This is a genomic window from Candidatus Binatota bacterium, from assembly GCA_012960245.1.
Taxonomy (GTDB): domain Bacteria; phylum Desulfobacterota; class Binatia; order UBA1149; family UBA1149; genus UBA1149.
The window spans coordinates 1-22246 of sequence record DUBO01000050.1 but is presented as its reverse complement, the minus strand read 5'-3'; the positions used below and the strand labels follow the sequence as shown (position 1 = coordinate 22246).

Genomic DNA, 22246 nt, shown 5'->3' with positions numbered 1-22246 from the left:
AGCTTTTGCCAGCGGCGCTCAGGAGCTGGTCTGGCTTCGTAGGTCGACGACCAGGCGGCGGATGTCGGCGGCGCGCGGGTCCCCTGCGTCAGTGTGCGCGAGCAGTCCTTCCCAGGCACTGAGCGCGATCTTCCTGTAGCTCCGGGCCAGGGCCTCGTCGCCGTCCTGGGCGATGCTGGCCGCGTCCTTGAGAAACAGCACTCCAAGTTTGCGCAGCTGCTCATTACCCTCGTTGCCGTCGAGTCCGGCCAGTTGGTCTACCGCCCGGGCGGCCCGGACCGGGTCCTGCAGGCGACGGAAAGAGTAGGCCCGCAGCACGAGCACCTCTGGCAGCAGGTCGGCCTGCTCGGGAAACTGCAGCTCGAAGCCGGCAAGCCTGTCCACTGCCGATGGCTTCAGCGATTCGCTTGCAGCTTCGAGTCGGCCCGCCAGCGCGGCGGCCATCACCGTTGCCCTTGCCTCGAGCGGATCCAGCAAACCGGCGGTACCTCGGCCAGCCGATGTCCGCTTACGGAAGTCGGCGGAGTGCGAGAGGAAACCGTCCAGTGACGCGAGCGCGTTTGCCAGCTCGTCGATATCGGGGTCATCGCCCGGGTCGCGGTCGGTGATCGACTGGAACGCGCACTGCGCCGATTGGAATCTCGACTTGAGCATGAAAGCGGCGTCGCCGCGTACACGCGCGAAAGCGTCGGCACAGTCGAGGTACTGGCGATGGTCGCGGTGCCACTCACCGAGGCGGAACCACGCTTCCCAGGCGTTCTCGTGGCGGGGCGCGGCGTCGACGAATGCACGGGCGAGTTTAGAGTAGCGCAAGGCGGCTGCGTCGCGTGCCTGATCGTCGGCCGAGAGGTACAGAGACTCGGCGGCCTTGAACATGAACCAGGCGGCCTGTTCCCGAGCCACCGGGCCGGCTTCTTCAAGGGCCTGCCCGAGCTCGGTGATGCTGTCTTCCCACTTGCCCGAATGGAAGAAGCAGAAGCCGCGTCCAAGCCTGGCCTCGGACAGGTATTCATTGCGTTCAAAGAGAGCATCGTACAGCGGCTGCGCCCGCGGGCAGTCACCACGCCTTCTCAGCGAGTCGGCGATGAGCAACGTTACGAATCCACCGGTGCCGGCCGCTGTCCATTCCAGGGGGTCCTCTACCCCGGCGTCTACCAACTGGCTGGCCTTGGAGCGCCAGTAGCCGGGGCTGGCGTGCAATCTCTCGAGCATGCGCGCCGCCTCCAGGCGCATGGAACCCCTGCTGCGGTCGTCGTAGCGGTCGCGGTATTTTCCGAGGGCCAGCAGCAGGGCTTTGGCCCGCAGAAACGTGGCGCGCAACCGGTCCTCTTCTTTGCCGGCGCCGGCCAGCAGGCTTGCGGTCTGTCGCAAGGCGGTTTCGATTCGACCGGTGGCCAAGGCGATGCCAGCCACCGCTGCTCGTATGTCGGTGGCTCGCGCGGCGGCCGGGCTCATGTCGAGTGCGGCATGGAGGTCGTCGAGAGCCTCGTCGTATCGCTTCATCGCCTTCAGAGTCAGGCCGTGTCCGTAGAGACACTCCAGGGCCACTGCACGATCGCTCGCGCCAAGGAAGTCCGCGAAACCCCGTTCGGCGCGTTGCAGTAGCCGCGTGCGTTGCTGCCCGCGACTTTCGTAGCGCATCGCAAGCTCATAGCGAATCCAGTTGAGTCGGTAGAGGAGTCTTTGCGCCAACACCTCGCGCTGCTTCCAGGCGGCGCTGTCTTGGGCGGCCTCGAGGTCGCCGTCCACCTCTATGACGTCGTCCTGCATACGCCGGATCTCGGTGGTGTACCGCTCGCGGGTTCGCTCGACGGTTGACAGGGTCAACTGCGCAGTGGGGCTGTCCATCTTTCCGCTGCCGGCCAGGCGGTGGAACAGGTCCACGGCATTCTCAGCTTTCTCGGTAAGCGATTTCTCCGCATCGCGATTCCAGGCGCGGCGGTCGAGCGACTCGGCCCGGGCTGTGACCTCGCGCAGCAGGCCGCGCAGCTCCTCCAGGTCATCGGCCGCCGCGATCCCGGGCAGCAGCGACAGCGCCGTCAATACGGTAGCCAGGATCACGGCAGGCACCGCGGCTCCAGTTAGAGGCGCTACTTTCACAGGCGCGGGGCTGTCCCCATGGTCCCGCTGCGCGAAGAAAGAGGAAAGACCACGTTGGCCAGCGATAGGCGCAGGCACTGGTTGTAGAGGCGGATGACGTGTTCGTAGGGAATAGAGGCAGACGCATCGATGACCACCAGCGATTGCTCGGGGATGCCTTTCAGGTGCTCGGCCACGGCGGCGAAGTCAGCTGCGGGCCAGTCGTCGATGAAGTACTGCACGCTCTCGCCGGCGTGGACCAGGCGTACGATGGTTTCTTTCTCCTGCAGCTTGAGGTCGAAGCGCTTCTCTTCCATTTCGCCGCCCATGGCGAGCTTTGAAGTCAGTAGGCCCTCGACGGTCGCCAACGAAATGGTGAACAGAAAATAGGTGAGCAGCAGGAACACGCAGTCGATCAGCGGCGCCATGTGCAGCTCGCCCGATCCGCGATCGGAGTTCGATGTTCTCGGTCGACGCAAGGCCCTACCTCTGCTCCACGTCGTCGGTGGCCTGTAAGGCCGCGAGGCTCACGTCGGTGACCCCGGCGTCGGCAGCCATCCGCATCACCGCCTGTACGTTCTCAAAACGACTCGAGCGGTCGCCGCGCACCACGATTTCGAGTTTGCGGTGTTCGCTGGCCTCTGCCTTGCGCGCCTCGATGTAGCGGTACAGTTCAGCCCTTGACCGTTGTACGCCCGACACCAGGTACACGCCTTCGCCCGACACGTTGACGGTCACGAGCTCAACGCGCTCGTCGGTTACCTCGCGGGCCTGGTCGGCGTTGGGCAGCTCTATGGTTTCTTCTCCCGCCTGGCCGAAACGGATCGACATGATGAAGAAGGTTATGAGCAGAAATGCCATGTCTATCATCGCGGTCGCCCGAAATGAGATCGCCCTCGGCCGGTGTGAGTGAGCTCCTTTCACTTGCCGGAGATTCCGTTCCTCAGCGGCGACACTGCGTCCTCGGCCTCGGCCACTACCTCGGCCGACAGCGCGTCGACCCGGTTGCGGAACATGCCGAAGGCATACAAGGAGGGGATGGCCACGATCAGGCCCATGACGGTGGTCATCAAGGCTTCAAATATACCGCCCGCGAGCCTGCGCGGATCAACGCCACCGACGGCGACCGATATCTGGTTGAACGAATTGACCATGCCCATCACGGTACCCAGCAGGCCGAGCATGGGTGCGATGTTGGCGATCATGTTGAGGTGTTCGATTTTTCGCAGCAGCCGGCCGGCGTTTTCGTCGGCGCTATCTTCCATCGCCTTGACGACAGCTTCGTAGCCGCGGTCGTGTTCCTTTACCCCTGCCGAAACTACGCGCCCGAAGAACGAGCTCTCACCCGAGGCGGTTTTTGTCCGCAGCTCGTCAAAGCGTCCTTCGTCGAGCATCTTGCGCAGGTCCACGCGTTCTTCTTCAGGCATGAGGGTCTTACGCCTGATTGACAGCGTGTATTCCACGATCAGGGCGACGGCTACCACCGACAACAGCAGGATGACGTAGCCCACGATGCCGCCGAATTGCACGAGGTCCATGAGGCTGTAGTTGAGGGCACCGTTGGCCGCCTTCGCAGCGCCCTCCTGGGCCGCCGCCGGCGTCGCCGACAGCAGGAACACGGCCGACAGCAGCAAGGCAGTGGCATTGAAGACGGCAGCCTTGCTCGCCGACCCGGGTGTGGTGGAGTTTTTGCGCTTGTTCATGAAAAGGGGCTCCTCTGTTTTCTTAGTTTTCAGTACACGGCCTTGAAACGGTCTACTTCTTTCTGCCACTGCGAGCCGAAGGCAAAGTAGAGGACCTGCTCGGCCAGTTCTTCGTCGCTGCCGAGGGCGGCCATTTCGCCTCCGCCCGCGTTGGCCATCGCCCGGTAGCTGCGTCGGACTTCCTGGTAGAACTCGGGCAGGGGAGAGATTTTGTCCGGGGGCTCGCCGTAAAGCCAGGTGTGGAGTCGGATCTCGTAGCGTTCGTGCATGCGGCGGGTCAGGTCGATGGTGCTGAGCACCCCGCCGGTACCGTTGAATTCCCTGGCCAGCGCGTCGATGGCGTCGAGATCGGAGGCGTGCGGCGGTGAGCTGCCTATCACTATGATTACTTTCTTAGACCTGCGTCGCCACGACAGCTCGTCCATGGCGGCTTCGACGCCTTGGCGTACACCCTCTTCCCAGTCACCACCACCGCCAGCTTCGATGTCGCCGATAAAGTCGCGGATCTTGCTACCGTGAAAACTGAGATCGGACCAACGAACTACGAAGCGCTCACCTCGGTCGCGAAAGGCGACCACTCCAATTCTCGCTATCGGCACCAGCTCCTGTATGCGGCCGACCAGCTGGAGGCTGTTGTCCTTTATATCGTCAATGACATCCTGCATGCTCGCGGTCGAATCGACCACCAGCGCGACGTCCAGTCCCGACTTGCGCAGGCTGCCCAGAAAGCTACCAAAACGGGCCGAGCGGCTGCCGGTGCTCGCGGTGGGGTTGTGGCGAGACGACAGGTCGCGCAGCCGATCGGCGCTGGGCATGGGAGCGGCAAAGCTGGCCAGCTCGGGCAGGCGCACGTCCTGGGGCCGCACCCTTTGCACCTCTATCGGCTTTATCTCGACCGTCTCAATGAGGTTTTCGAGGTCGGCTTCATCGACGCTTTCTTCCTTGAGCGAAAGATGCACCCGCGTTTTATCTGATCTCAGGCCCAGGCCGAAGCCTTCTCCGCCAGCCGATATGGTGATCGTGGCCAGCAATAACACCAGCAGTAGGTGGAACAGGGCCGATACCGTGTAGCCCTCGAGGCGGCGGCGAAGCCCGGTGCTCTGCCTCAGGGTCAGAAGAAAGCGCTTAATGAACAAGGTCTTGCAGAGTAGCCGTCGCGCGGAAGGCTGACAAGACGATATTTTGGTCACCCCCTTAAGGGGGGTTGCTGCGATGGACGATTTTTGTCTTTCTCCGTCGGTGTAGTCAGAATGAGGAGATATGGCTACGGTAATAACCGACGATTGTATAAACTGCGCCGCCTGCGAGCCGGAGTGTCCCAACACGGCGATCTACGAGGGTGGAGTAGAGTATCAGCACGAGGGCTCGGCCCACCAGGCGTTGTCCGACGATTTTTTCTACATAATTCCTGACAGGTGCAGTGAGTGTGTTGGTTTTTTTGACGAAGAAGCCTGCGCGGTGGTCTGTCCCGTTGACTGTTGCATTCCGGATCCCGATCGCCCGGAGACCGAAGTGCAACTGATAGAAAGAGCGCGGGTCCTGCACCCCGACGAGAACTTCGGCGACAGCTTCCCGTCGCGCTTTTCGGATGACGCCGGTGGGGCCGACGCGGGCGAGCCTGCGGCTGAGGCTGGGTCCACTGCGACTGAAGGCGCGGCGGCTGCGCCCCCGGCTCCCGCTGCTGTAGCCACGGCCCCCGTGGTGGAGGCCAATTCAGTGCTCGATTTCCCGGTGCCCGTGCTGTGCCGGAGCTGCCAGGGTGAGTACGAAGTAGACTTCAGGTTCCTTTCGCCCGGTACCGTGCTGCGTTGCCCGCTATGCCAGGCTTCGTTCAGTCCGGGCCAACGGGTGTTTCTCAAAATCTCGCGTAGACTCGATCGCTACGTTGACTTGATGAACGCGGAGGTTGACCGCCACGAGTCGGCGGTCAAGGGCGAGGTCGAGAGCCACGAGGCCAACATGACTGACATAAAGAAAGCCTCTGCTGACGAACTGCGGCGCATAGTCGAGTCGCTGCTGGAGCGCCCGCGGCGTTCCATGTTCGGCTGAACTCTACCGGAACACTGTTTTGCACACCGATATATACAAGTTGCTTCTCGACAGTCCCGATGAGGGCACCCCCGCTCGCCTGCTGCGACATGTATTCCCCGGCAGCGGTGAGGACACCGAGTTTGGCCGCAACTTTATTCACCGCCTGCTGAGCGACGACGCGCGTTTCAGCAAGGACCGCGACAGCGGCAACTGGAAGGCGGACACCGACAACCACTTCAGCAGGGATTTTTCGCGTGTGCCCTTTGTCGTGGTCGACCTCGAGGGTACGGGCAACAGCCCGGGCCGCGGGGGCGTCACCGAGGTGGGCGCGGTGAGCTACGTGGGCGGCGAGATCACCGGCAGGTTTGAACAGCTGGTGAACCCGGGCTCGCCTATTCCCCCCTACGTTTCGCGTATCACCGGCATCACCGACGAAATGGTCGCCGACAAGCCTCCCTTTGCGGAGGTACTGGCCGACTTCGTCGAGTTTGCCGGCGACGCGGTGCTGGTGGCGCACAACGCGGCCTTCGACGTGACCGTACTCGATACCGGCTGCCGCCAGCTACTCGGACGTTCGTTGGACTTGCCCTACCTGTGCACGGTGGAGCTGGCCAGGCGTACCTGGCCCGAGCTGCGACGCGTGGCGCTTGACTACCTGACCGAGCACTTTGAACTCAAGGCCGACAACAGGCACCGCGCGCTGGCCGATGCCGAGGTCACCGCCGGTGTGCTCGGCAAGTTAATTGAAGACATGAGGGGGCGGGGCGTGTCGACCATCGAAGGGGCGCTGGGCCTGCTCGACGAAGAAGAGCCGCGGCCTCGTCACGAGATAAACATCAGCCAGCAGTGTCTCGAGGCGCTGCCGCGCGGGCCGGGCTGTTTCAGGATGATCGACGCGGGTGGCGATGCGCTGTACGTGAGCCGGTCGGACAACGTGGCCGAGGCCGTGCTGCCGTGGTTCGTGGGCGCGCCGCATCTCAGCGACCGGCAGATGGGCATGGCAGCAAGCACCTGCGATGTGTTGGTCAAGGCGGCGGGCTCCGAGACCGAAGCGGCCATGATAGAGGCCGAGCACGTGCGTCGTTACGAACCGACCTACAACCGTGGCAGTAAGCATCTTCCGCGACCACACTTCCTGCGGGTCACGCTTGAAGACGAGTTTCCGGCCGTCTACGTAGCTCCGAGGCTGCGGGCAGACCGGTCCCTTTACCTCGGGCCGTTCGGGACACCCGGGCTGGCCGAAGAGGCGGCGCGCTTGTTTGCGGCGCGGTTTGGTCTTCGCACCTGCGCCGGCGAGCTCGACGTGTCGACGGAGTTCAAGGCCTGCGAGTTGAAAGAAAAGGGGCGCTGCTCGAGCCCCTGCGACGAAACCGTTGATTCCCAGTCTTACGCGCAGCAGGTGCAGGAGTTCAGGGCGGCCCTCGACGATGACGCTTTCGACGTGGAGGAAGTGCTCGGCGGATCTTCGAGACGCCGCTCGCGCAGGAGTTCGGCTTCGCGCATAGCGCGCGTTCACCGCAAGCAGCCCCTGCAGTGGTACGGCCAGCATTTTCTCGCGGTGCTGCCCGCTCTCGACGGCGGCAGGATGGTGTACGCGGTTGCCTGGGGACGGCTCGCGGCGACGTTTACCCTTCGAGCTGCCAGCGACGTTGAAAAACTGGAGGAGTGGTTCGAGGCTCTGGGCAGCGAACCCCCGGATGGGCGTATGATGGGCAAGGTGGCTGTGGCCACGAGCATACTGGCCGACTGGGCCGTAAAGCATGGGGGCCGGGACGGCAACCGGGACGGGGAAAGCATGCTCAGGCTGGACTTAAGCGACCCCGGGACGATGGCTGACGCTTGTGGGCAGATCCGGGCCGAATTGGCCGACTGACGTGTATCGGCGATTGAGCCTTCCCTTACCATCATCGCGACAGCTATCCTGAAGAGAGGATTCTTCGGTGACCCCCGCGGACAATGTAAGCAGCGACTCTGAGTTGGCGGTCGGCCAGGAAGGCCGGGCGAGCGCCCTTTGGTGGCGCCTGGTCTCGGAAAACAATGCGTGGCTGTTCGGTGCCGCGATACTGATCGGCGCGATAACCGCGTTGGCCAACGTGGCCTTTCACTGGGCCATGGACGGCGCCCACGATCTTTTCTGGAACCAGCTCGGCAGTGGCCTCGGAATTGGTGGCCGCGATGTTGGCGACAGCGTACTGGACGGACTGGGTTCGCTGCCCCAAAGGTGGTGGCTGGTCCCCATCGTCCCCATGGCCGGCATGTTCCTGCTGGTCATACTCGACCGCTGGTTTCCTGGTGAGGTCCAAGGCTACGGCCTGCCCAACTTCCTTGAGAAGGTAAACATCAAGGGCGGCTACATCCGTCGCCGCTGGATAACGCTCAAGACCCTGTCGAGCGCCATCACGCTGGGGTCGGGCATGAGCGCGGGTATCGAGGGGCCGATCGCGCAGATAGGCGGCTCGATTGGCTCGACGGTTTCAAGGGCCATACGTCCGTCGGCCGAGCGTCTGCGGGTGCTCATAGCCTGCGGTTCGGCGGCAGCGATCGCAGCGACTTTTTCCAGCCCGATCGCCGGGGTCTTTTTCGCCCAGGAGATCGTCCTGCTCGGCGAGTTCCAGTCCCAGGCCTTCGCGCTCATAGTGCTGGCGTCGGGCGCGTCTACTGTGGTGTCGCAGTACATGCGCGCCGATCACCAGGTTCTGCACGCGCCAAGCTTCGACTACCCGATAAACCACGAGCTGCTCTTCTACGTCTTGCTTGGCCTTATGTGCGGCCTGCTCGCGGTTTTCTACATCAAGTCTTTCTACGGGATAAGGGACTGGTTCCAGCGTTCGCGGCTGTCGCGCAGCGTCACCCCCATGCTCGGCGGGCTCATAGTGGGCGTGTCGTTAATATTTTTTCCGCAGGTCAGCTCCAGCGGCTACGCCACCATGAACGAGGTGTTCTCCGGTGGCCTCAGCGTGGGCCTGCTGCTGTCGCTGGTACTGGTCAAGATCGCGATGACCGGCGTGACGCTGGGTTGCGGAGGATCGGGCGGGGTGTTTGCCCCGGCCATGTTCATAGGGGCCGTGTTCGGGGGTGGCTTTGCATCGCTGGTGAACATGCTCATACCCGGGGCGCTGGGCGCGAGTGGCAGTTTCGGGCTGATCGGCATGGGCGCTTTCCTGGCAGCCTCGACGCACGCGCCGATGACCGCGATATTCCTGTTGTGGGAAATGACCAGGGACTACAACGTGGTGCTGCCTATCATGATCACCGCCATAACGGCCACCCTCGTGGCCCGGCGCCTGATGACCGACAGCATAGACAGCTTCGATCTCAGTCGTCGCGGACTTGACATACACGCCGGCGCCGAGGCCAACCTGCTCAGGGGGCTTTACGTCCGGGGCCTGGTGAGCAGGGACTTCCAGCAGATTCCCGAGTCGATGGCCGTTACCGATTTTGTACGCTACGTTACCAACAGCCATCACGTGTACTTTCCGGTAGTGAACCGGGACAACGAGTTGACCGGAATAATCAGCATGCAGGACCTCAAGACCGTGCTGTTGCACCGTGATGCCTGGCCGTTCCTGGTTGTAGGCGAGCTGGCCGAGACGGAGGTTCTGACCGTTTCGGGCTCGGACAACCTTTACGATACCATGCAGTTAATAACCGCGCGCGGCCTGGAGCAGGTGCCGGTGGTTGATGAATCCAACCCCAAGCGGGTCGTAGGTATGCTCAAGAGAGCCGACCTGCAGAACTTTTACCAGAAGCGCTTGCTTGCCAGGGAGCTCCACGGCTGATATCCGCCCGGGGGGCAGGGTTTCAACAGCGATGGCAGACAAGGGAATAATAATAACGGCGGACGACCTCGGCATGTACCCCGAGGTGAACGACGCCGTCATGGACGGTTACGATTCGGGTATAATCTCGAGTACGGGGCTGCGCGTTAACGGTCCGGCTTCGCGGTCGGCCATGGTCTCGGCCTCCATGCGCTCTGGCCTCGGTACCGGGTTGCACCTGGTGTTGTGCGAGGGCACGTCTACGCTTCCGCGGCGCCACATACCCAACCTGGTCGACGCGGGCGGCCGCTTCGTGGACCGTCCCCTCGAGGCCATGTGGCTGTATCGCAGGGGCGGTGGACTGAAGAAGGAGCTGCGTGCCGAAATTCGCGCCCAGGTCGAGAAGTTCCTGTCCGGCGGTCTCGTACTGAGCTACGTTTCGAGCAGCTACGGCCTGCACCTTCTGCCCTCGGTGCTGTCCATCCTCAGGGAGCTCTCGCTGGAGTACCCTATCTGGGCCATGCGCAAACCCTGTGGCCCGACCTGGAAATACAGCAGGGAGTTCGTGGTGGGTGACTGGGAGCGACGCGCCGAAAACGCTGCCATGCGCCCCGCCCTTGCCTGGGGGCGGCTGCGCTCGGGCAGGTTCCGCGGACCCGACCGGGTAGAGATCCTGGGCCGTCATCGTCCGGTGACTGAGGGAGGCATGGTCGAGTTGCTCGCTTCTCTCAAGAGTGGCGTCACCGAGTTGGTGTGCCACCCTGGATCGTTGCTGCCGCGTTACGACGGCGTGGGCGAGGCCGCCGCGCTCACCAGCCCGATGGTTCGCAAGGAACTCGCGGCGCGGGAAGACATCGACCTGGTTTCGTACCGGGATATTTCGGAAGAAGCCTGAGCCGGGCGGCGATATTCCCGACGGTGATTAGATCCCGAGGGCGACGCTGAGCAGGCCGAGGAAGACGAGGAAGCCGAGCATGTCGGTTCCCGCCGTCACGAACACCGACGAGGCTACCGCCGGATCTGCTCCCAGCCGCCGCAAGCCCATGGGCACGAGCGTGCCGAGGGCCGCGGCGATGAGCATGTTGGCGATCATCGCGGTTGCCATGACCGTGGCCAGCCTTACGTCTCCCTTCCACGCGTAGACAGTAGCCGCGGCCACCGAGCCCAGTACCGCGCCGTTGAGCAGGGCGATGGCCAGTTCTCGCACTACGATGCGGCGGGTGTTATGCGGGCTCAGCTCGCCGAGCACCAACCCGCGTACCACCAGGGTCATTGTCTGGACGCCGGCGTTGCCGCCCTGGCTGGCGACTACCGTCATTAAGGCCGCGGCAGTGGCTACCTGGTGTATGGTGTCCTGGAACAGCGAGATCGCCGCAACGCTCACGGTGGCGGTCAGGAGATTCAGCCCCAGCCACGGAAGCCGTGTGCGCAGGGCTTTTACGGGCCCGTGCAGGCCCAGCGGTTCGTCGCCCACGCCGGCCATCTTGAGCATGTCCTCGGTGGCCTCTTCTTCTATGACGTCAACCACGTCGTCAACGGTTATGCGACCGACCAGCAGTTCGGAAGCGTCGACCACCGGTAGCGAAAGCAAATCGTACTTTTCGAACAGGTGAGCGACTTCTTCCTGGTCTACGGTCGCGCTTACCGACACGAAGTCATCAAGCAGAATCTCGTCCACCGACGAACCGTCGTTGGCCATGACCAGGTTGCGGACGGGCACGTAGCCTACGAGTCTTTTCTTGTGGTCGGTGACGAAGACGTTGTGAATATCGTGAAAATCCTCGCGGTGTTGCCTGAGGTAGGTGCGCACCTGCCGCACGGTGGTTCCAACATCCACCGATGCGACCTCGGTTTTCATCAGGCCACCGGCGCTGTCGTCGGGATAGGAAAGCAGACCCTGCACGTCACGCCGGGTCTCCGGGTCGGCCCGGTGCAGGAGCATCAGCTTGCGGTCTTCGGAAAGTTCGCCCAGAAGGTCAGCGGCGTCATCGCTGTCGAGGCCTTCGAGCAGCGTGGCAATGTGCACGTCGGCCAGGCGCGCGAGAAGGGCCGCTCGGGCTGATTCGCCGACGTCGCTTATGACCTCGGCCGCGCGGGCGTCATCGAGTACCGAGAATACCGACAGGCGCTCGTTATCGTCGTCGAGCTGGTCGAGGATCTCGGCTATGTCGGCGGGGTGAAGGCGGGCGGTTTCCTGGCGTAGCACCAGGTCGTCGGCCAGCGCTGCCGCCGCAAACACGCGTTCGCGTGTTTCGCGCTCCTGCTCGACCGTGTCGCTCATTTCCGTTTTTCCTTGTCCCCGCGCCGCGCCCTGGTCAAAAGGAGAGCCTCCCTGCCCGGGTTATCGCCGTAGGTATAGCGCATAACCTCCTGCAAGTGATAGTCGCCGTCCGGCGGCAGGGACTTTTCGTTTACCAGCAGCCAGGTGTCCTGCTCGTCGAACAAGGGCAGGTGCTCGTCCACGCGGTATACGTTGCGACCGGCATAGAAGACGGCCCCGTAGTCAAAGCCGCGGTAGAAAAACAACGGCGCGTCTTTTTCGGGAAGCTGTACGTTGACCCTCGCCATGAAATCGCGCAGGCCCTGCTCGCGTCCGAGCTGGCGTTGAAACACCAGCGGCAGCACGAGCTGGGATACAGCGATGGCCGAGGCGAGGAGCAGTGCCGACGCGACCGGCTTGCGACGGGCAAGGGCTGCTACCGCACCGCTCGCGCCCAGAAGCAGGGTGGACGCCCAGGCAACGCAGGCCACGGGATTGGCCGCGATGGTATCGCGGATAACCGGCAGGTTAGCGGCGTCGCTGCGACTGAGCAGCGGGTCCAGCCAGGCGGTGACATCGACCCCGAGTGCTTGCGCGACCACCACGATGAGTGGCAGCGCCAGCACGGCGGCCACCAGGCTCGCCAGCCAGGAGAGCATGCGTGAGGGCCGTGCGTCGGCCGTGTCCTGACCGGTGGACGCCATCGATGCCCACCAGGCGCCGTAGAGCATGGCCAGCGCCGGGTAAAGGCTGAGCAGGTAGACGCCTCTTTTTGATCCGGCCAGCGAGTAGATGAGCAGCGTGACTGCAAACCAGCACAGCAACAGGGTGGTGGCCTGGTCGTGCTCGCCACGACGCGCGCGGGCCGTGAGACCGACCACCAGGCCGGGCGCGAAAAGGCTCCACGGGGCAAAGCCACCGAGCAGGGCGGGCAGATAGTAGAAAGGCGAGTGTACGTGGCCCACGCCCGACGCCTGGGCACTGACAAGCCGCTGCAGGTTCTCCTTCATGACCAGCTTGTCGAAAAACGGCATCCCGCCTTCCCAGCTGGCAGCCAGGTACCAGGCCGCCGCCAGCGACAGGATCGCCAGGCCCTTGCCAGGGCGCAGCCGGCGCAGGTATTCGCGGTCGCCGCGCAGCAGCAGGAAGCAGGCAATAACGGCCACCGGGATCACCAGGCCCACCGGTCCCTTTGCCAGTACGGCCAGGGCGGCGCAGGCGTAGAAACCCAACGACAGAGGTCTGCGATCACGCAGGTAGTCGCCCATGAAGAACAGCAGCGCGCCGGTCGTTGCCGCGGCCAGTACCATGTCCACGCGCGCGGTGGTGGCCGAGATAGTCCACTGCACGGTGGTGAGCAGCACCAGGGTGGAGAGGAAGGCGGCCAGTGGTCCGAAGAATCTCGCGGCGGCGGCGGCAACGGCGGCAGCGCAGGCTATAGACGCCGCGGCCGAGGGCAGGCGCGTTGTCCATTCCGAAACGAAACCCGCGGCGAGGCTCACGAGCGCACCCAGCCAGTGAAACAGCGGTGGTTTCGACGGTATTTCGTGGCCGTTTCTCAGGGGCAGTATCCAGTCCCCGTTTTCTACGATGGCCTGCACGACAATGGCTTCGCGGGGTTCACCCTTGGTGTAAAAGGGAACCTGCGAAATCGGTACGACGTAGAGCAGCGAGGCCAGAGTCAGCAGCAGGGGCAGCAGAAGGAGCCAGCCCCGCTTGTGGCCCGCGGTGGTCGTCGAGGCCGTAGAGGCGGCAGTGGCCGGGGTGGCAGTGGCCAGCGTGGCCGGTGCCTGCGAAGCGCTTGGAACTGGTGAGGGCGGCGTCGACACGACGCGCGATACTAGCCTGCCCGCGCAGCTGTTTCACCAGCCGGGTGCCTGCTGCCGCGACCAGCGGCAGGCTTGCGCTGGCGTGTAAGCCAGACCGGGGCTAAACTTTGTTCGTGGTTGAGCTGAAAACGAGACAACTGCCCAGGCTGGGATCCGACGAGCTGGCGGATCTGCCGGGGCAGGGGCGCAGGGTGCTGCTGCTCTACAAGGCCGGCTGTCCCACTTGCCGCATCGCCCTGCCCCTGCTTGAGCAGCTCTACCGCCGGGGCGAAGGCATTATCGACATCGTGGCCGTGTCCCAGGACAGCCTCGAGGAGACCGAGGACTTTGTCCGTGACAACAAGATAACCATGCCGGTGTACCTGGATAACCCCGGCTGGCCGTTGTCGACCGAGCTGGGCCTGGCCTCGGTGCCGGTACTGCTGCAGCTCGATGGAGAGTTGCTGGGGTCGACGATCGAAGGTTTCAGCCGCGAGGAGTACCGGCGGGCAATGGAGCTCATGGTCAGCGCTGCAGGTCTGGAATGGGATTGCGCCTACCTCTTCGACAACCCGGAGTTACCCGACTTCAAGCCGGGTTGAGGCAGCCGCCACCTGCAGGGGTAGTTTATCCCTGTTGTCTACTGGCGGCCCGTTGATCGTTAACAACGCGGCCGGGGGTCAGCCGGTCTCGAGTAGTTCTTCTTCGGTTACTTCAGATTCGCCGCCGTCGCTGCCGGCCCACACGATCTTGCGGTAGTCGAAGTTGCGGTTGCCAAGCAGGTCGGATTTCACCACTTCAAAGTAGGGTGACAGGTCGAAGTCCCGTGGTGTGACCAGGTTGGGATCGCAGGCTGTGAAGACCCCGTCGCTGACGAGGTCGGGCTCTGCCCGGCCGAACCACCTCTTGCGTGGCTTGCCGGTGTCTACCTGCACCCGTTCGGAAACCCGCGGCGAGGTTACCAGTGGTTGTACCGGGTAACGTACTTTCTGAAAGGCAGAGGTTATCTGCGCCGAGCAGATTACTTCCTTGGACAGGGTACCCGCGTGCTCGAGCATGCTGCGACGGAAGCGCTTGGGGACCAGGGTTACCGGAAAGAAGTAACGAAGCAGGTCAAATATCTGCTCCACGTTGTACTTCGAGCCGATCTGGTCGATGACGGTGGCGAGTACCGTGTTGAGGTCACCGGGGCGCAGCTTGAAGGGGCGGCATATTCTCACGTTGTGGTTGCGGTATTTTGACAGCGGCGCAGCGGCGACGCCGTTCTCGACCGTGGCCTCGACGAGCAGTGCCGAGGCTTCGTCACCGTACAAGCGGTGAAACTCGTCGGCCTGGGGGCCACCTCGTTTGAGCAGCGCGTCGCCGACGTAGAGCGCCGAGTGCGACCACGAACTCTGCGTCAGGTACTTGATAACTTCGCTTATGCGCTGGCTGCCGTCCACCAGCAGGACGTCACCGGGCTGTATGACATCGCGCAGCCGACCCATGTCACTGGGCAACAGTTGCCGGTAACCCATGCGTTCCCTGACAAGGATGGCCGTCAGTCGGCGGATGATGAATTGTTTCAGGTGCTGGTACATGTGTTCGCGGACCTGTCCGCAGTCTTACATTCTAGCGTCCGGAAGGCTCGCTGGGAACGAGTTTTCGCCTGTCGGGCCAATTTTTCCCCTACCGGGTGGCGGATTTCCCGCTTAGCCGGTCTGCGGCAGCAGAGGTGCTGCGCGCCAATGGCTCCCCCTTGCGGGGGTCAGCCCACAAACAACTGTTGAACGACCACGCCTACCGAAATGGTGGCAAACGCGATGTAGAACAGGCTCACGCCCGACATGGCCAGTCGCGCGGTTATCGAAGGCCGGCACAACTCGGGCAATTCGCGGATGTTGCTCCACAGGAGCAGGGGGCAGTAGACCGCCATGGCTATGCCGCCGAAGAAGCCGGCCGAGAGCAGGAAGACAAACGGGGGCAGGGCTCCCCATGCCCAGGTGAGCGCGGTGCCCACGACCATCCAAACCAGGGCTATGCCCCGGTACCAGTCCTTGAGGCTCCAGCGGCGGCTCCAGCGGTAGTTGTTGTGCAGCAGGTCTGCGCAGCTGCGGGCCACGCCGTCGAGCAGGGTGAGCTGGGTGGTGAACAGGCAGGCGATGCCTATGACCATGAAGAGGATTTTTCCTCCCGGCCCCCAGACCGTGTCCAACAGCACCGCCTCTTCGTAGAGCAGGGCCTCGTTGGACGGGACAATGCCGGCGGGGTGCAGCACCGCCAGCGCAGCGAAGATAAACAACAGTATCGTTACGAGGTTGGTGAGCCAGAAGAAGATCACCTGGTCACGGGCCATGTGTTTGAACCAGCGGCTCCAGCGGTCGGCGTTTACGCTGTTATCGTCGGGAATCCACGCTTCGTTTGATTCGCCGGAGTTGGACAGGCGCCCGCACATTCCCCAGCCCTTGTCGCGTAGGTAATACGAGAACAACAGGTTGGCGGTTCCCCCGGCGCCGGCAAAGACGACGGCTGACAGCAGTTGGTAGGGCGGCATGTCGGGTGGTTTTACACCCACCGAGGCTATGCCACGGGCGAGCTCGGCGGCGGTCTCGCCGTTGCCCAGCCTGGCTACTATTACCAGCAGGCCCAGCAGCATGAAGCAGACCAAGGCGGTGACGATCTTTTCCATCCACCCGTAGACGTTGCGCGGCCCGAACATAACCAGCGCTACGATGGCGAAGGTGAGCGCCGTCCAGACCCAGGGATCGCCGGGGCCATCGAGCCCGACCACAAGCACCTTGACGGCGCCTGCACAGGTGCGCGCCCAGCCCGGCAGTATCCACGACACGACGTTGAGCAGCAGGAACACGGGCACCCAACCGCGCCCCCGGCGGGCCAGGGCCCCGTAGGCGCTTTCGCCCGTGGCCAGGGTGTAGCGGCCTATCTCCAGGTTGATGATCAGTTGCAGGCTCACGCCGAGCACGGCGGCCCATGCCACCGTGGCGCCGAAGCGGGCCGTGGTAACGGGCCAGATGACGAGCTCGCCAGCGCCAATGGCCAGGCCGACGAGCATGACGCCCGGGCCGAGCAGGCGGATGAAGCCACGCGGCTTGTCCGGGAGCAGGGCTGGGCGTAGCGGGGGAGGCGAAACAGACATCGGCTGAGTCGAATCCGCTGCCTGGCTCTTCAGAGTATACCGCGGTCGAGCAGGTACTCGGCTATGAGCAGAGCTCCCTTGGCCGCGCCCATCTTGGTGTTGTGTGATACCAGCATGTAGCGCAGGCCGTGCCGGTACAGCGGCTCTTCGCGGATTCGGCCCACCGAGGTGGTCATGCCGTCACCGGCGTCGCGGTCGAGCCTGGGCTGGGGCCTGAAAGGGTCGTCGTGCACGTATATCAGCGTTTCGGGCATCGAAGGCAGCTTGAGCCGCGCCGCCCGCTTGCCCGCCGTGCGCAGGGCCGCGGCCGCCTGGGCAGGTGTCGCAGGTCGTTCGAGTTCCAGTGATACGGCCTCGGTGTGGCCTTCGAGCACTGCCGCCCGCGTGCAGGTGCACGATACCTTCACCGACGATTCCTCGAGCTTGCCGGCGACGACCTTGCCCAGCAGCTTGCGGGCCTCGGCGGTCACCTTTTCTTCTTCCGACGGAATGTAGGGAATGACGTTGTCTATGGCGTCCAGCGCGGCTACTCCCGGCGACCGGCCGGCTCCCGAAATGCCCTGCATGGAAACCATCGATACTTTTTTGACCCCGAAGCGTTCGTCCAGCGGCTTCAGGGTTATGGCCAGGCCGGTAACGGTGCAGTTAGGCTGGGGCACGATAAATCCTTTCCAGCCACGGTTCTTCTGTTGGCGGCGTAGCAAGGAGGCCTGTTGCAGGCTGACGCCGGGCAGCAAAAGCGGCACGTCGTCTTCGTAGCGAAAGGCGGAGGCGGTGCTCACCACCGGGGTGGTCTGCGCGTACATCGGTTCGAGGTCGACGGCGACGTCGGATTCCACAGCCGAGAATACGAGGTCCACATTGTCCAGTTTCAGGTCTGCACCGTTTTCCACGGTCATGCCGAGCACAGATTCCGGGGCACTGCCGCCAGCCCACCAGCGCATTGAACCACTGGACTCATCGCGCAGCGCGTCACCGTATTTCTTCCCCGCCGAACGGGGGGAAGCCCCCAATCGAGCGATCCTGAACCAGGGGTGCTGGGCCAGGGCAGAAACGAATTGCTGCCCGGCAATACCCGTGGCTCCGACAATGGCTACCTTCATTTTTTTCATGACGGACTCACTTCTAAGTGACAGAGTTTACGCGTACCTGCAGGGGATTGAAACCAGTTGCGCTTGCGTGGGCAACCCCCGTTGTTTGAACGATAGTGAAGTGGTCGGGGCACATGCGCTGTGTGCCAAGGGGGGGGGGAACTTGCCCGCTACGGCCGCCGGGGCTACTGTAATTGTGTATGGCACGTTCCTCCGCTCGCAAGAAAACTCAACGCATCGCATCGGTGCACGAGTTTATGGCCCCCTTCGTCCGACGCGTACTCGGCTGGAGAGTAGGACCCAGGGGAATACTCACGGCCAGGTGTTCGGTGGCGGGAGTCATCACGGTGGTGCATCGCTTTCGCGATGGGTGCAACGGCGACATCGTCGATCACCGCATTGCCCAGTTGAGGCCGGAGAAAGAAAGCGGCTACAAGCTCTTCTGGAAAAAGGGCAACGGGCGCTGGGCGGCTTACTACGACGATCGCGGAGACGCGGTCGAGGGTTCGCTTGCCGACTGCGTCGGCGAGATCTCCCGCGACCCCTTCGGCTGCTACTGGAATTCCTGACCTCCCCGGTTACAGTCAGTCGCTGTAAAATGACCTCTCCTTTCTGCGCGCCTCTGCGTCTTCTTTCGTGTTGCCTGTTGATCGCTACCTTGCTGCCAGGCTGTGCAGATCAACGACGGGTGCCGCGAATAGAGCCCGTGCTGCGGGGTTGGGAGCAGGCCCACGAGCCGGTAGACCTGCTGCTGCACGCGTTCAACACCGGCACCATGCGTAGCCTGCCCGGCGTCATGGCCAAGGGTGGAAGTTGGCAGGAGGCCAGCGAAATCCCCGTCCCTGCTTTTGTGGTCGAGCACGAGAGCAAGGGCCTGCTGGTGTTCGACACCGGTTACTCACCTGCAGTGAGGGATAGCCCGGAGCAGTACCTGGGCCCATTGCTGGCGGCGCTCGATCTCTGCCATACCGAGCCCGGGCAGTCCTTGCCCGAGCAGATGTCGGCGGCGGGGCTGGACCCGGCTGACGTCGGCTACGTGGCGGTTTCACACTTGCATTTTGACCACGCGGGAAGCGTGGAGGCCTTTGCCGGGGCCACTCTGCTGTTGCCGCGCCGCGAGGAAGAGGGCGCGTGGGGTGCTCGCTGGTTCGAGGATTTTTTCTTCGAGCAGGACTGGGACGACCTGGAGCGGCGCACGGTTATCGATTACGCGGCCACCGAGCCCTGGGCAACTTTTGATGGGCACTACGACGTATTCGGCGACGGCAGTGCCGTGCTCGTAGACCTGCACGGCCACACAGCGGGCACGCAAGGGCTGGTACTGAGGGGCCGTGGCGGGGTGATACTGCTCACCGGCGACGCGGCCTACACCGAGGCCAGCTGGCGCCACGTGGCACAGCCGGCTTTCGCCCATAACATGGACGACTGGTGGCAACAGGCCTGGCGCATAAACCGTTTCGTGGGTTTGCTCGAAGACGAGGGCGGTGTGCTGGTGGTGCCGGGCCACGATCTCAGGTCGGTGAGGGAGGCCGACCGCGCCGACCTGCGCTACCACGAGTTCGTGTCTGTGCCGGCCGTCCAGACAGGCACAGACTGATGTTTTACACGATGTGGGTAGACGCTGCCCGTACTTGGTATACTCGTTGGGGGAAGGGGAGCGTCGGTGTACCGGGAAAATAAAATCATAGTGGTCATGCCCGCGTACAACGCGGAGACTACATTGCGCCGCACCTGGGAAGAGGTCATGGCCCAGGGCGTGGTTGACCGGGTGATCGTGGTCGACGACGGCAGCGCCGACCAGACCGCTGCAATAGCGCGCACGTTTCCCGATACGACCGTGCTCAGGCACGACAACAATCTCGGTTACGGCGCCAACCAGAAAAGTTGCTATCGTCTCGCCCTCGAAGAAGGCGCTGACATAGTCGTGATGGTGCACCCGGACTACCAGTACACGCCCAGGTTGATACCCGCGCTGGTGGCGGTGATAGGCAGCGGACTGCATCCTTGCGCCATGGGTTCGCGCGTGCTCGGTGGCTACGCGCTCAAGGGGGGCATGCCGCTGTGGCGGTACGTCGCCAATCGCTTTCTCACCGCGGCAGGCAATTTGCTGATGGGGTCAAAACTGTCCGAGCTGCACAGCGGCTACCGCGCTTTCTCCAGGCAACTGCTCGAGAAGTTGCCGCTGGATGCCAATTCCGACGATTTTGTTTTTGACAACCAGATGTTGGCCCAGGTCATGTGGTTCGGCTACACGGTGGCCGAGATCAGCTGCCCTACCAGCTACTGCAACGAAGCGTCGTCCATTAATTTTCGCCGCAGCGTGGTGTACGGGCTCGGCTGCCTGCGCACGGGTGTGCAATTCAGGCTGGCGCGCGCCGGGCTGCTGAGCTCGCCGCTGTTTCCGCCCGCCTGAACTGACCTCCTGGGGACGGTTTCCGCGGACGGTAAAACCTGGTCGCCAGTGGTTACAGGCCGTGGCTGTTGCAGTCTTCAAGCAGCACGTCCATGGCCATGGCCCTGAACGTGCCCCAGTTCGACCAGGACGGGACGATGTCCCGTAGCTTGCCGGCGTAGTCGGCCAGCTCGGCCGGCTTGGCCTCTACCCATTCGGTTATTTTCTCGCCTGGGTCGTTGCTCTGCAGCACGCCCGAGGTTTCGCGGGTGAAGAAAAGGTAAGTGCAGAAGCTCGACACGCGCTTGCCGTGGCTGTAACGAATGGCGGCCACGAAGCGGGCCACGTCTACCTCGAGGTTGGTCTCTTCCCAGATTTCTCGTAGCAGTGCGTCTTCTATCGCCTCGCCTTTCTGTATACCGCCGGTGGGCAGGCGCATGACCGAACCGGGGTAGCTGGCCTTGGTCTGTAGCAGAAAGCCCCCGCTGGGCCGCAGGATGGCCATGCAGACTTCGCCGTGGCGTCGCCGCGAAACCGGCGGGAAATCCAGCGAAGGCAGCTCGAGGGTCAGCTGCCTGGGTGCGCCGTACTTACTGGAGAGATGCTCGAGTCGCTTGTCCACGCTTCTACTGGGCTCACCCGCGAGCCGTGACACGAATGATACACGAGCACGGGCGTCGGGGTAAGGCTCGCGGTCGTTTTGGAGAAACTCCAACCGGCAGCCGCAGGCTTCAGAGCGCGGTTACGTTTTCAAAACGGCCGCTGGACACCGAGCGATAGCAGGCCTCGGCCACGGCCACCGCGGCCAATCCGTCGCGGTAACTGGCGGCGGCGGCCGTGGCACTCTGCTTGCCCCCCACGCCGGCGGCAAAGGCCTCCAGTATGGCGGGCACGGTCATCACCGGCGCGGCCGTCGTGAGCTCCCTCGGGCCATCGGGACCCAGGAAGTGGAGCGTGCCCAGCACGTGATCGCCCACGAGCTGGCCGTGCTCGCCGGATATTTCGATCAGGCCGTTGCGACTGTTGCTGCTTCGCGAACAGTTAACCTGGGCCAGGGTGCTGCCGTTCGAGAGCTGCAGCGAGGCGACGAAGTTGTCCTCGGTGTCGGTGGTCACTGTGCTGCGCATCGAGCAGGCCACCGAGGATACCTCGAGGCCGGTGAACCAGCGCAGCAGGTCGAAGCAGTGAACACCGGTGTGGATGATGTTGCCTCCGCCGGATCTCGCCGGATCGTCGAGCCAATCGAGTTGCTGCTGCGGCGGAAAACGCTGGCTGAAAGTGAGTGTGTCGATGCGGCCCAGCCTGTCGATTTCATCGCGCATGGCCAGGCAGAGCGAATTGAAGCGCAGGGTGTGCCCGGCGATGCAGTAAATGTTGGCCGATTCGACGGCCGCGAGAATGCGCCGGCCACTTTCGAGCCCTGTTGCGACGGGTTTTTCGACCAGCAGCGGTTTGCCGAGTTCGGCCGCCAGGGTCACTAATTCGGGTAGCAGCGAGGGCAGGGTCACCAGTACTACCGCGTCGACGTCGTCGCTTGCGATCAGTTCACGTGCGTCGCCCGTCCAACGACAGTTGAGTTCCCCGGCCAGGGCGCGGCCCGCTGCTTCGTCGCGGCGGCAGATGGCCGTCAGTTGCAACGCCTCCACGTCTTGCGCCGCGTGGCGCGCGTATCGGCTGCCGTGGCGGCCCAGTCCGATGATTCCAAGCTTGGTGGGCTGCATGGGTGGTCAGGCCCGGCGCTTGATCCAGTCGGCCACGGCGCGGCCTATTTCTTCGCCCGAGTCTTCCTGCACGAAGTGCGCGCCCTTGACCGTGACTTCTTCCTGGTTATTCCAGCGGCGGCAGAAATCGCGCGCCGCACCGACCAGGATGGCCCCCGGCTCGGCGTTGACGAAGAGCTTGGGAATGTCGCAAGTGGTGAGCCACTGGCCGTAGTTGGCGACGATTTCAACCACGTCGGCGGGTTCGCCCGCAAGCGGAATCTGTCG

19 protein-coding genes and 1 pseudogene are annotated in these 22246 nt (G+C 63.5%); 8 read left to right on the top strand and 12 right to left on the bottom strand.

Going from position 1 to position 22246, the window contains the following annotated elements; all coding sequences use genetic code 11:
* Nucleotides 1-18: 18 nt before the first annotated feature.
* Genes EYQ35_08825 through EYQ35_08805 form a run of 5 tightly spaced genes read right to left on the bottom strand, consistent with a single transcriptional unit; the run spans nucleotide 19 to nucleotide 4918 of the window.
* Entirely contained in the window at nucleotides 19-2070 is a 2052-nt protein-coding gene (locus EYQ35_08825) for a tetratricopeptide repeat protein (GenBank protein HIF64239.1), read from the bottom strand.
* A gap of 26 nt (nucleotides 2071-2096) precedes the next feature.
* Nucleotides 2097-2558, bottom strand: coding sequence for a biopolymer transporter ExbD (locus EYQ35_08820; protein HIF64238.1), 462 nt, complete (start codon nucleotides 2556-2558; stop codon nucleotides 2097-2099).
* A gap of 4 nt (nucleotides 2559-2562) precedes the next feature.
* On the bottom strand, nucleotides 2563-2949 hold the full coding sequence (locus EYQ35_08815; GenBank protein ID HIF64237.1) for a biopolymer transporter ExbD: 387 nt from the start codon (nucleotides 2947-2949) through the stop codon (nucleotides 2563-2565).
* 50 nt (nucleotides 2950-2999) lie between these two features.
* Nucleotides 3000-3782 (bottom strand): MotA/TolQ/ExbB proton channel family protein, encoded by a 783-nt coding sequence (locus EYQ35_08810; GenBank protein ID HIF64236.1) that lies wholly within the window; start codon nucleotides 3780-3782, stop codon nucleotides 3000-3002.
* A gap of 29 nt (nucleotides 3783-3811) precedes the next feature.
* Nucleotides 3812-4918: a VWA domain-containing protein gene (locus EYQ35_08805; protein HIF64235.1), complete on the bottom strand. Its 1107-nt coding sequence runs from the start codon at nucleotides 4916-4918 to the stop codon at nucleotides 3812-3814.
* 124 nt (nucleotides 4919-5042) lie between these two features.
* Between EYQ35_08805 and EYQ35_08800 the strand changes: the two are divergent.
* The 4 genes and pseudogenes from EYQ35_08800 to EYQ35_08785 all read left to right on the top strand — a co-directional run bounded on the left by EYQ35_08800 (nucleotide 5043) and on the right by EYQ35_08785 (nucleotide 10466).
* Nucleotides 5043-5336: pseudogene (locus EYQ35_08800) on the top strand (4Fe-4S dicluster domain-containing protein).
* A 514-nt stretch (nucleotides 5337-5850) separates the two neighbouring features.
* Complete coding sequence (locus EYQ35_08795; protein ID HIF64234.1) at nucleotides 5851-7686, top strand: hypothetical protein; 1836 nt, start codon at nucleotides 5851-5853, stop codon at nucleotides 7684-7686.
* A gap of 67 nt (nucleotides 7687-7753) precedes the next feature.
* Nucleotides 7754-9592, top strand: coding sequence for a chloride channel protein (locus tag EYQ35_08790; GenBank protein HIF64233.1), 1839 nt, complete (start codon nucleotides 7754-7756; stop codon nucleotides 9590-9592).
* A gap of 31 nt (nucleotides 9593-9623) precedes the next feature.
* Complete coding sequence (locus tag EYQ35_08785) at nucleotides 9624-10466, top strand: ChbG/HpnK family deacetylase (protein ID HIF64232.1); 843 nt, start codon at nucleotides 9624-9626, stop codon at nucleotides 10464-10466.
* Between the two features lie 27 nt (nucleotides 10467-10493).
* On the opposite strand, the gene mgtE is transcribed toward EYQ35_08785, so the two are convergent.
* Complete coding sequence (gene mgtE, locus EYQ35_08780; GenBank protein HIF64231.1) at nucleotides 10494-11852, bottom strand: magnesium transporter; 1359 nt, start codon at nucleotides 11850-11852, stop codon at nucleotides 10494-10496.
* The gene (locus EYQ35_08775) at nucleotides 11849-13660 is read right to left on the bottom strand and encodes a glycosyltransferase family 39 protein (protein HIF64230.1); all 1812 of its coding nucleotides are present in this window, start codon (nucleotides 13658-13660) and stop codon (nucleotides 11849-11851) included. Before EYQ35_08775 ends, mgtE begins: the two co-directional genes overlap by 4 nt.
* 107 nt (nucleotides 13661-13767) lie before the next feature.
* Here EYQ35_08775 and EYQ35_08770 point away from each other — a divergent pair, with 107 nt between their 5' ends.
* Nucleotides 13768-14241 carry a redoxin domain-containing protein gene (locus EYQ35_08770; GenBank protein HIF64229.1) on the top strand — a complete coding sequence of 158 codons (474 nt, stop codon included), beginning with the start codon at nucleotides 13768-13770 and terminating at the stop codon, nucleotides 14239-14241.
* Nucleotides 14242-14319: 78 nt separating this feature from the next.
* Here the strand turns inward: EYQ35_08770 and EYQ35_08765 are convergent, their stop codons facing one another.
* The 3 genes from EYQ35_08765 to asd all read right to left on the bottom strand — a co-directional run bounded on the left by EYQ35_08765 (nucleotide 14320) and on the right by asd (nucleotide 17887).
* Nucleotides 14320-15219, bottom strand: a complete 900-nt coding sequence (locus EYQ35_08765; protein ID HIF64228.1) for a lipo-like protein — start codon at nucleotides 15217-15219, stop codon at nucleotides 14320-14322.
* Between the two features lie 167 nt (nucleotides 15220-15386).
* Entirely contained in the window at nucleotides 15387-16775 is a 1389-nt protein-coding gene (locus tag EYQ35_08760) for a hypothetical protein (GenBank protein HIF64227.1), read from the bottom strand.
* 29 nt (nucleotides 16776-16804) lie between these two features.
* Nucleotides 16805-17887 (bottom strand): aspartate-semialdehyde dehydrogenase, encoded by a 1083-nt coding sequence (gene asd / locus EYQ35_08755; GenBank protein HIF64226.1) that lies wholly within the window; start codon nucleotides 17885-17887, stop codon nucleotides 16805-16807.
* A gap of 179 nt (nucleotides 17888-18066) precedes the next feature.
* Between asd and EYQ35_08750 the strand changes: the two genes are divergently transcribed.
* From EYQ35_08750 to EYQ35_08740, 3 genes are all read left to right on the top strand, one after another.
* A complete protein-coding gene (locus EYQ35_08750; protein HIF64225.1) occupies nucleotides 18067-18435 on the top strand; it encodes a DUF3024 domain-containing protein in 369 nt (122 codons plus the stop codon).
* A gap of 29 nt (nucleotides 18436-18464) precedes the next feature.
* Nucleotides 18465-19463, top strand: coding sequence for an N-acyl homoserine lactonase family protein (locus EYQ35_08745; protein HIF64224.1), 999 nt, complete (start codon nucleotides 18465-18467; stop codon nucleotides 19461-19463).
* A 96-nt stretch (nucleotides 19464-19559) separates the two neighbouring features.
* Nucleotides 19560-20279, top strand: a complete 720-nt coding sequence (locus EYQ35_08740; GenBank protein ID HIF64223.1) for a glycosyltransferase family 2 protein — start codon at nucleotides 19560-19562, stop codon at nucleotides 20277-20279.
* A 52-nt stretch (nucleotides 20280-20331) separates the two neighbouring features.
* Here EYQ35_08740 and EYQ35_08735 read toward each other — a convergent pair whose 3' ends face one another.
* Together EYQ35_08735 and EYQ35_08730 are read right to left on the bottom strand one after the other, a co-directional pair.
* Nucleotides 20332-20763: an NUDIX hydrolase gene (locus EYQ35_08735; GenBank protein HIF64222.1), complete on the bottom strand. Its 432-nt coding sequence runs from the start codon at nucleotides 20761-20763 to the stop codon at nucleotides 20332-20334.
* 226 nt (nucleotides 20764-20989) lie between these two features.
* Entirely contained in the window at nucleotides 20990-21979 is a 990-nt protein-coding gene (locus EYQ35_08730) for a Gfo/Idh/MocA family oxidoreductase (GenBank protein ID HIF64221.1), read from the bottom strand.
* Between the last annotated feature and the right edge of the window lie 267 nt (nucleotides 21980-22246).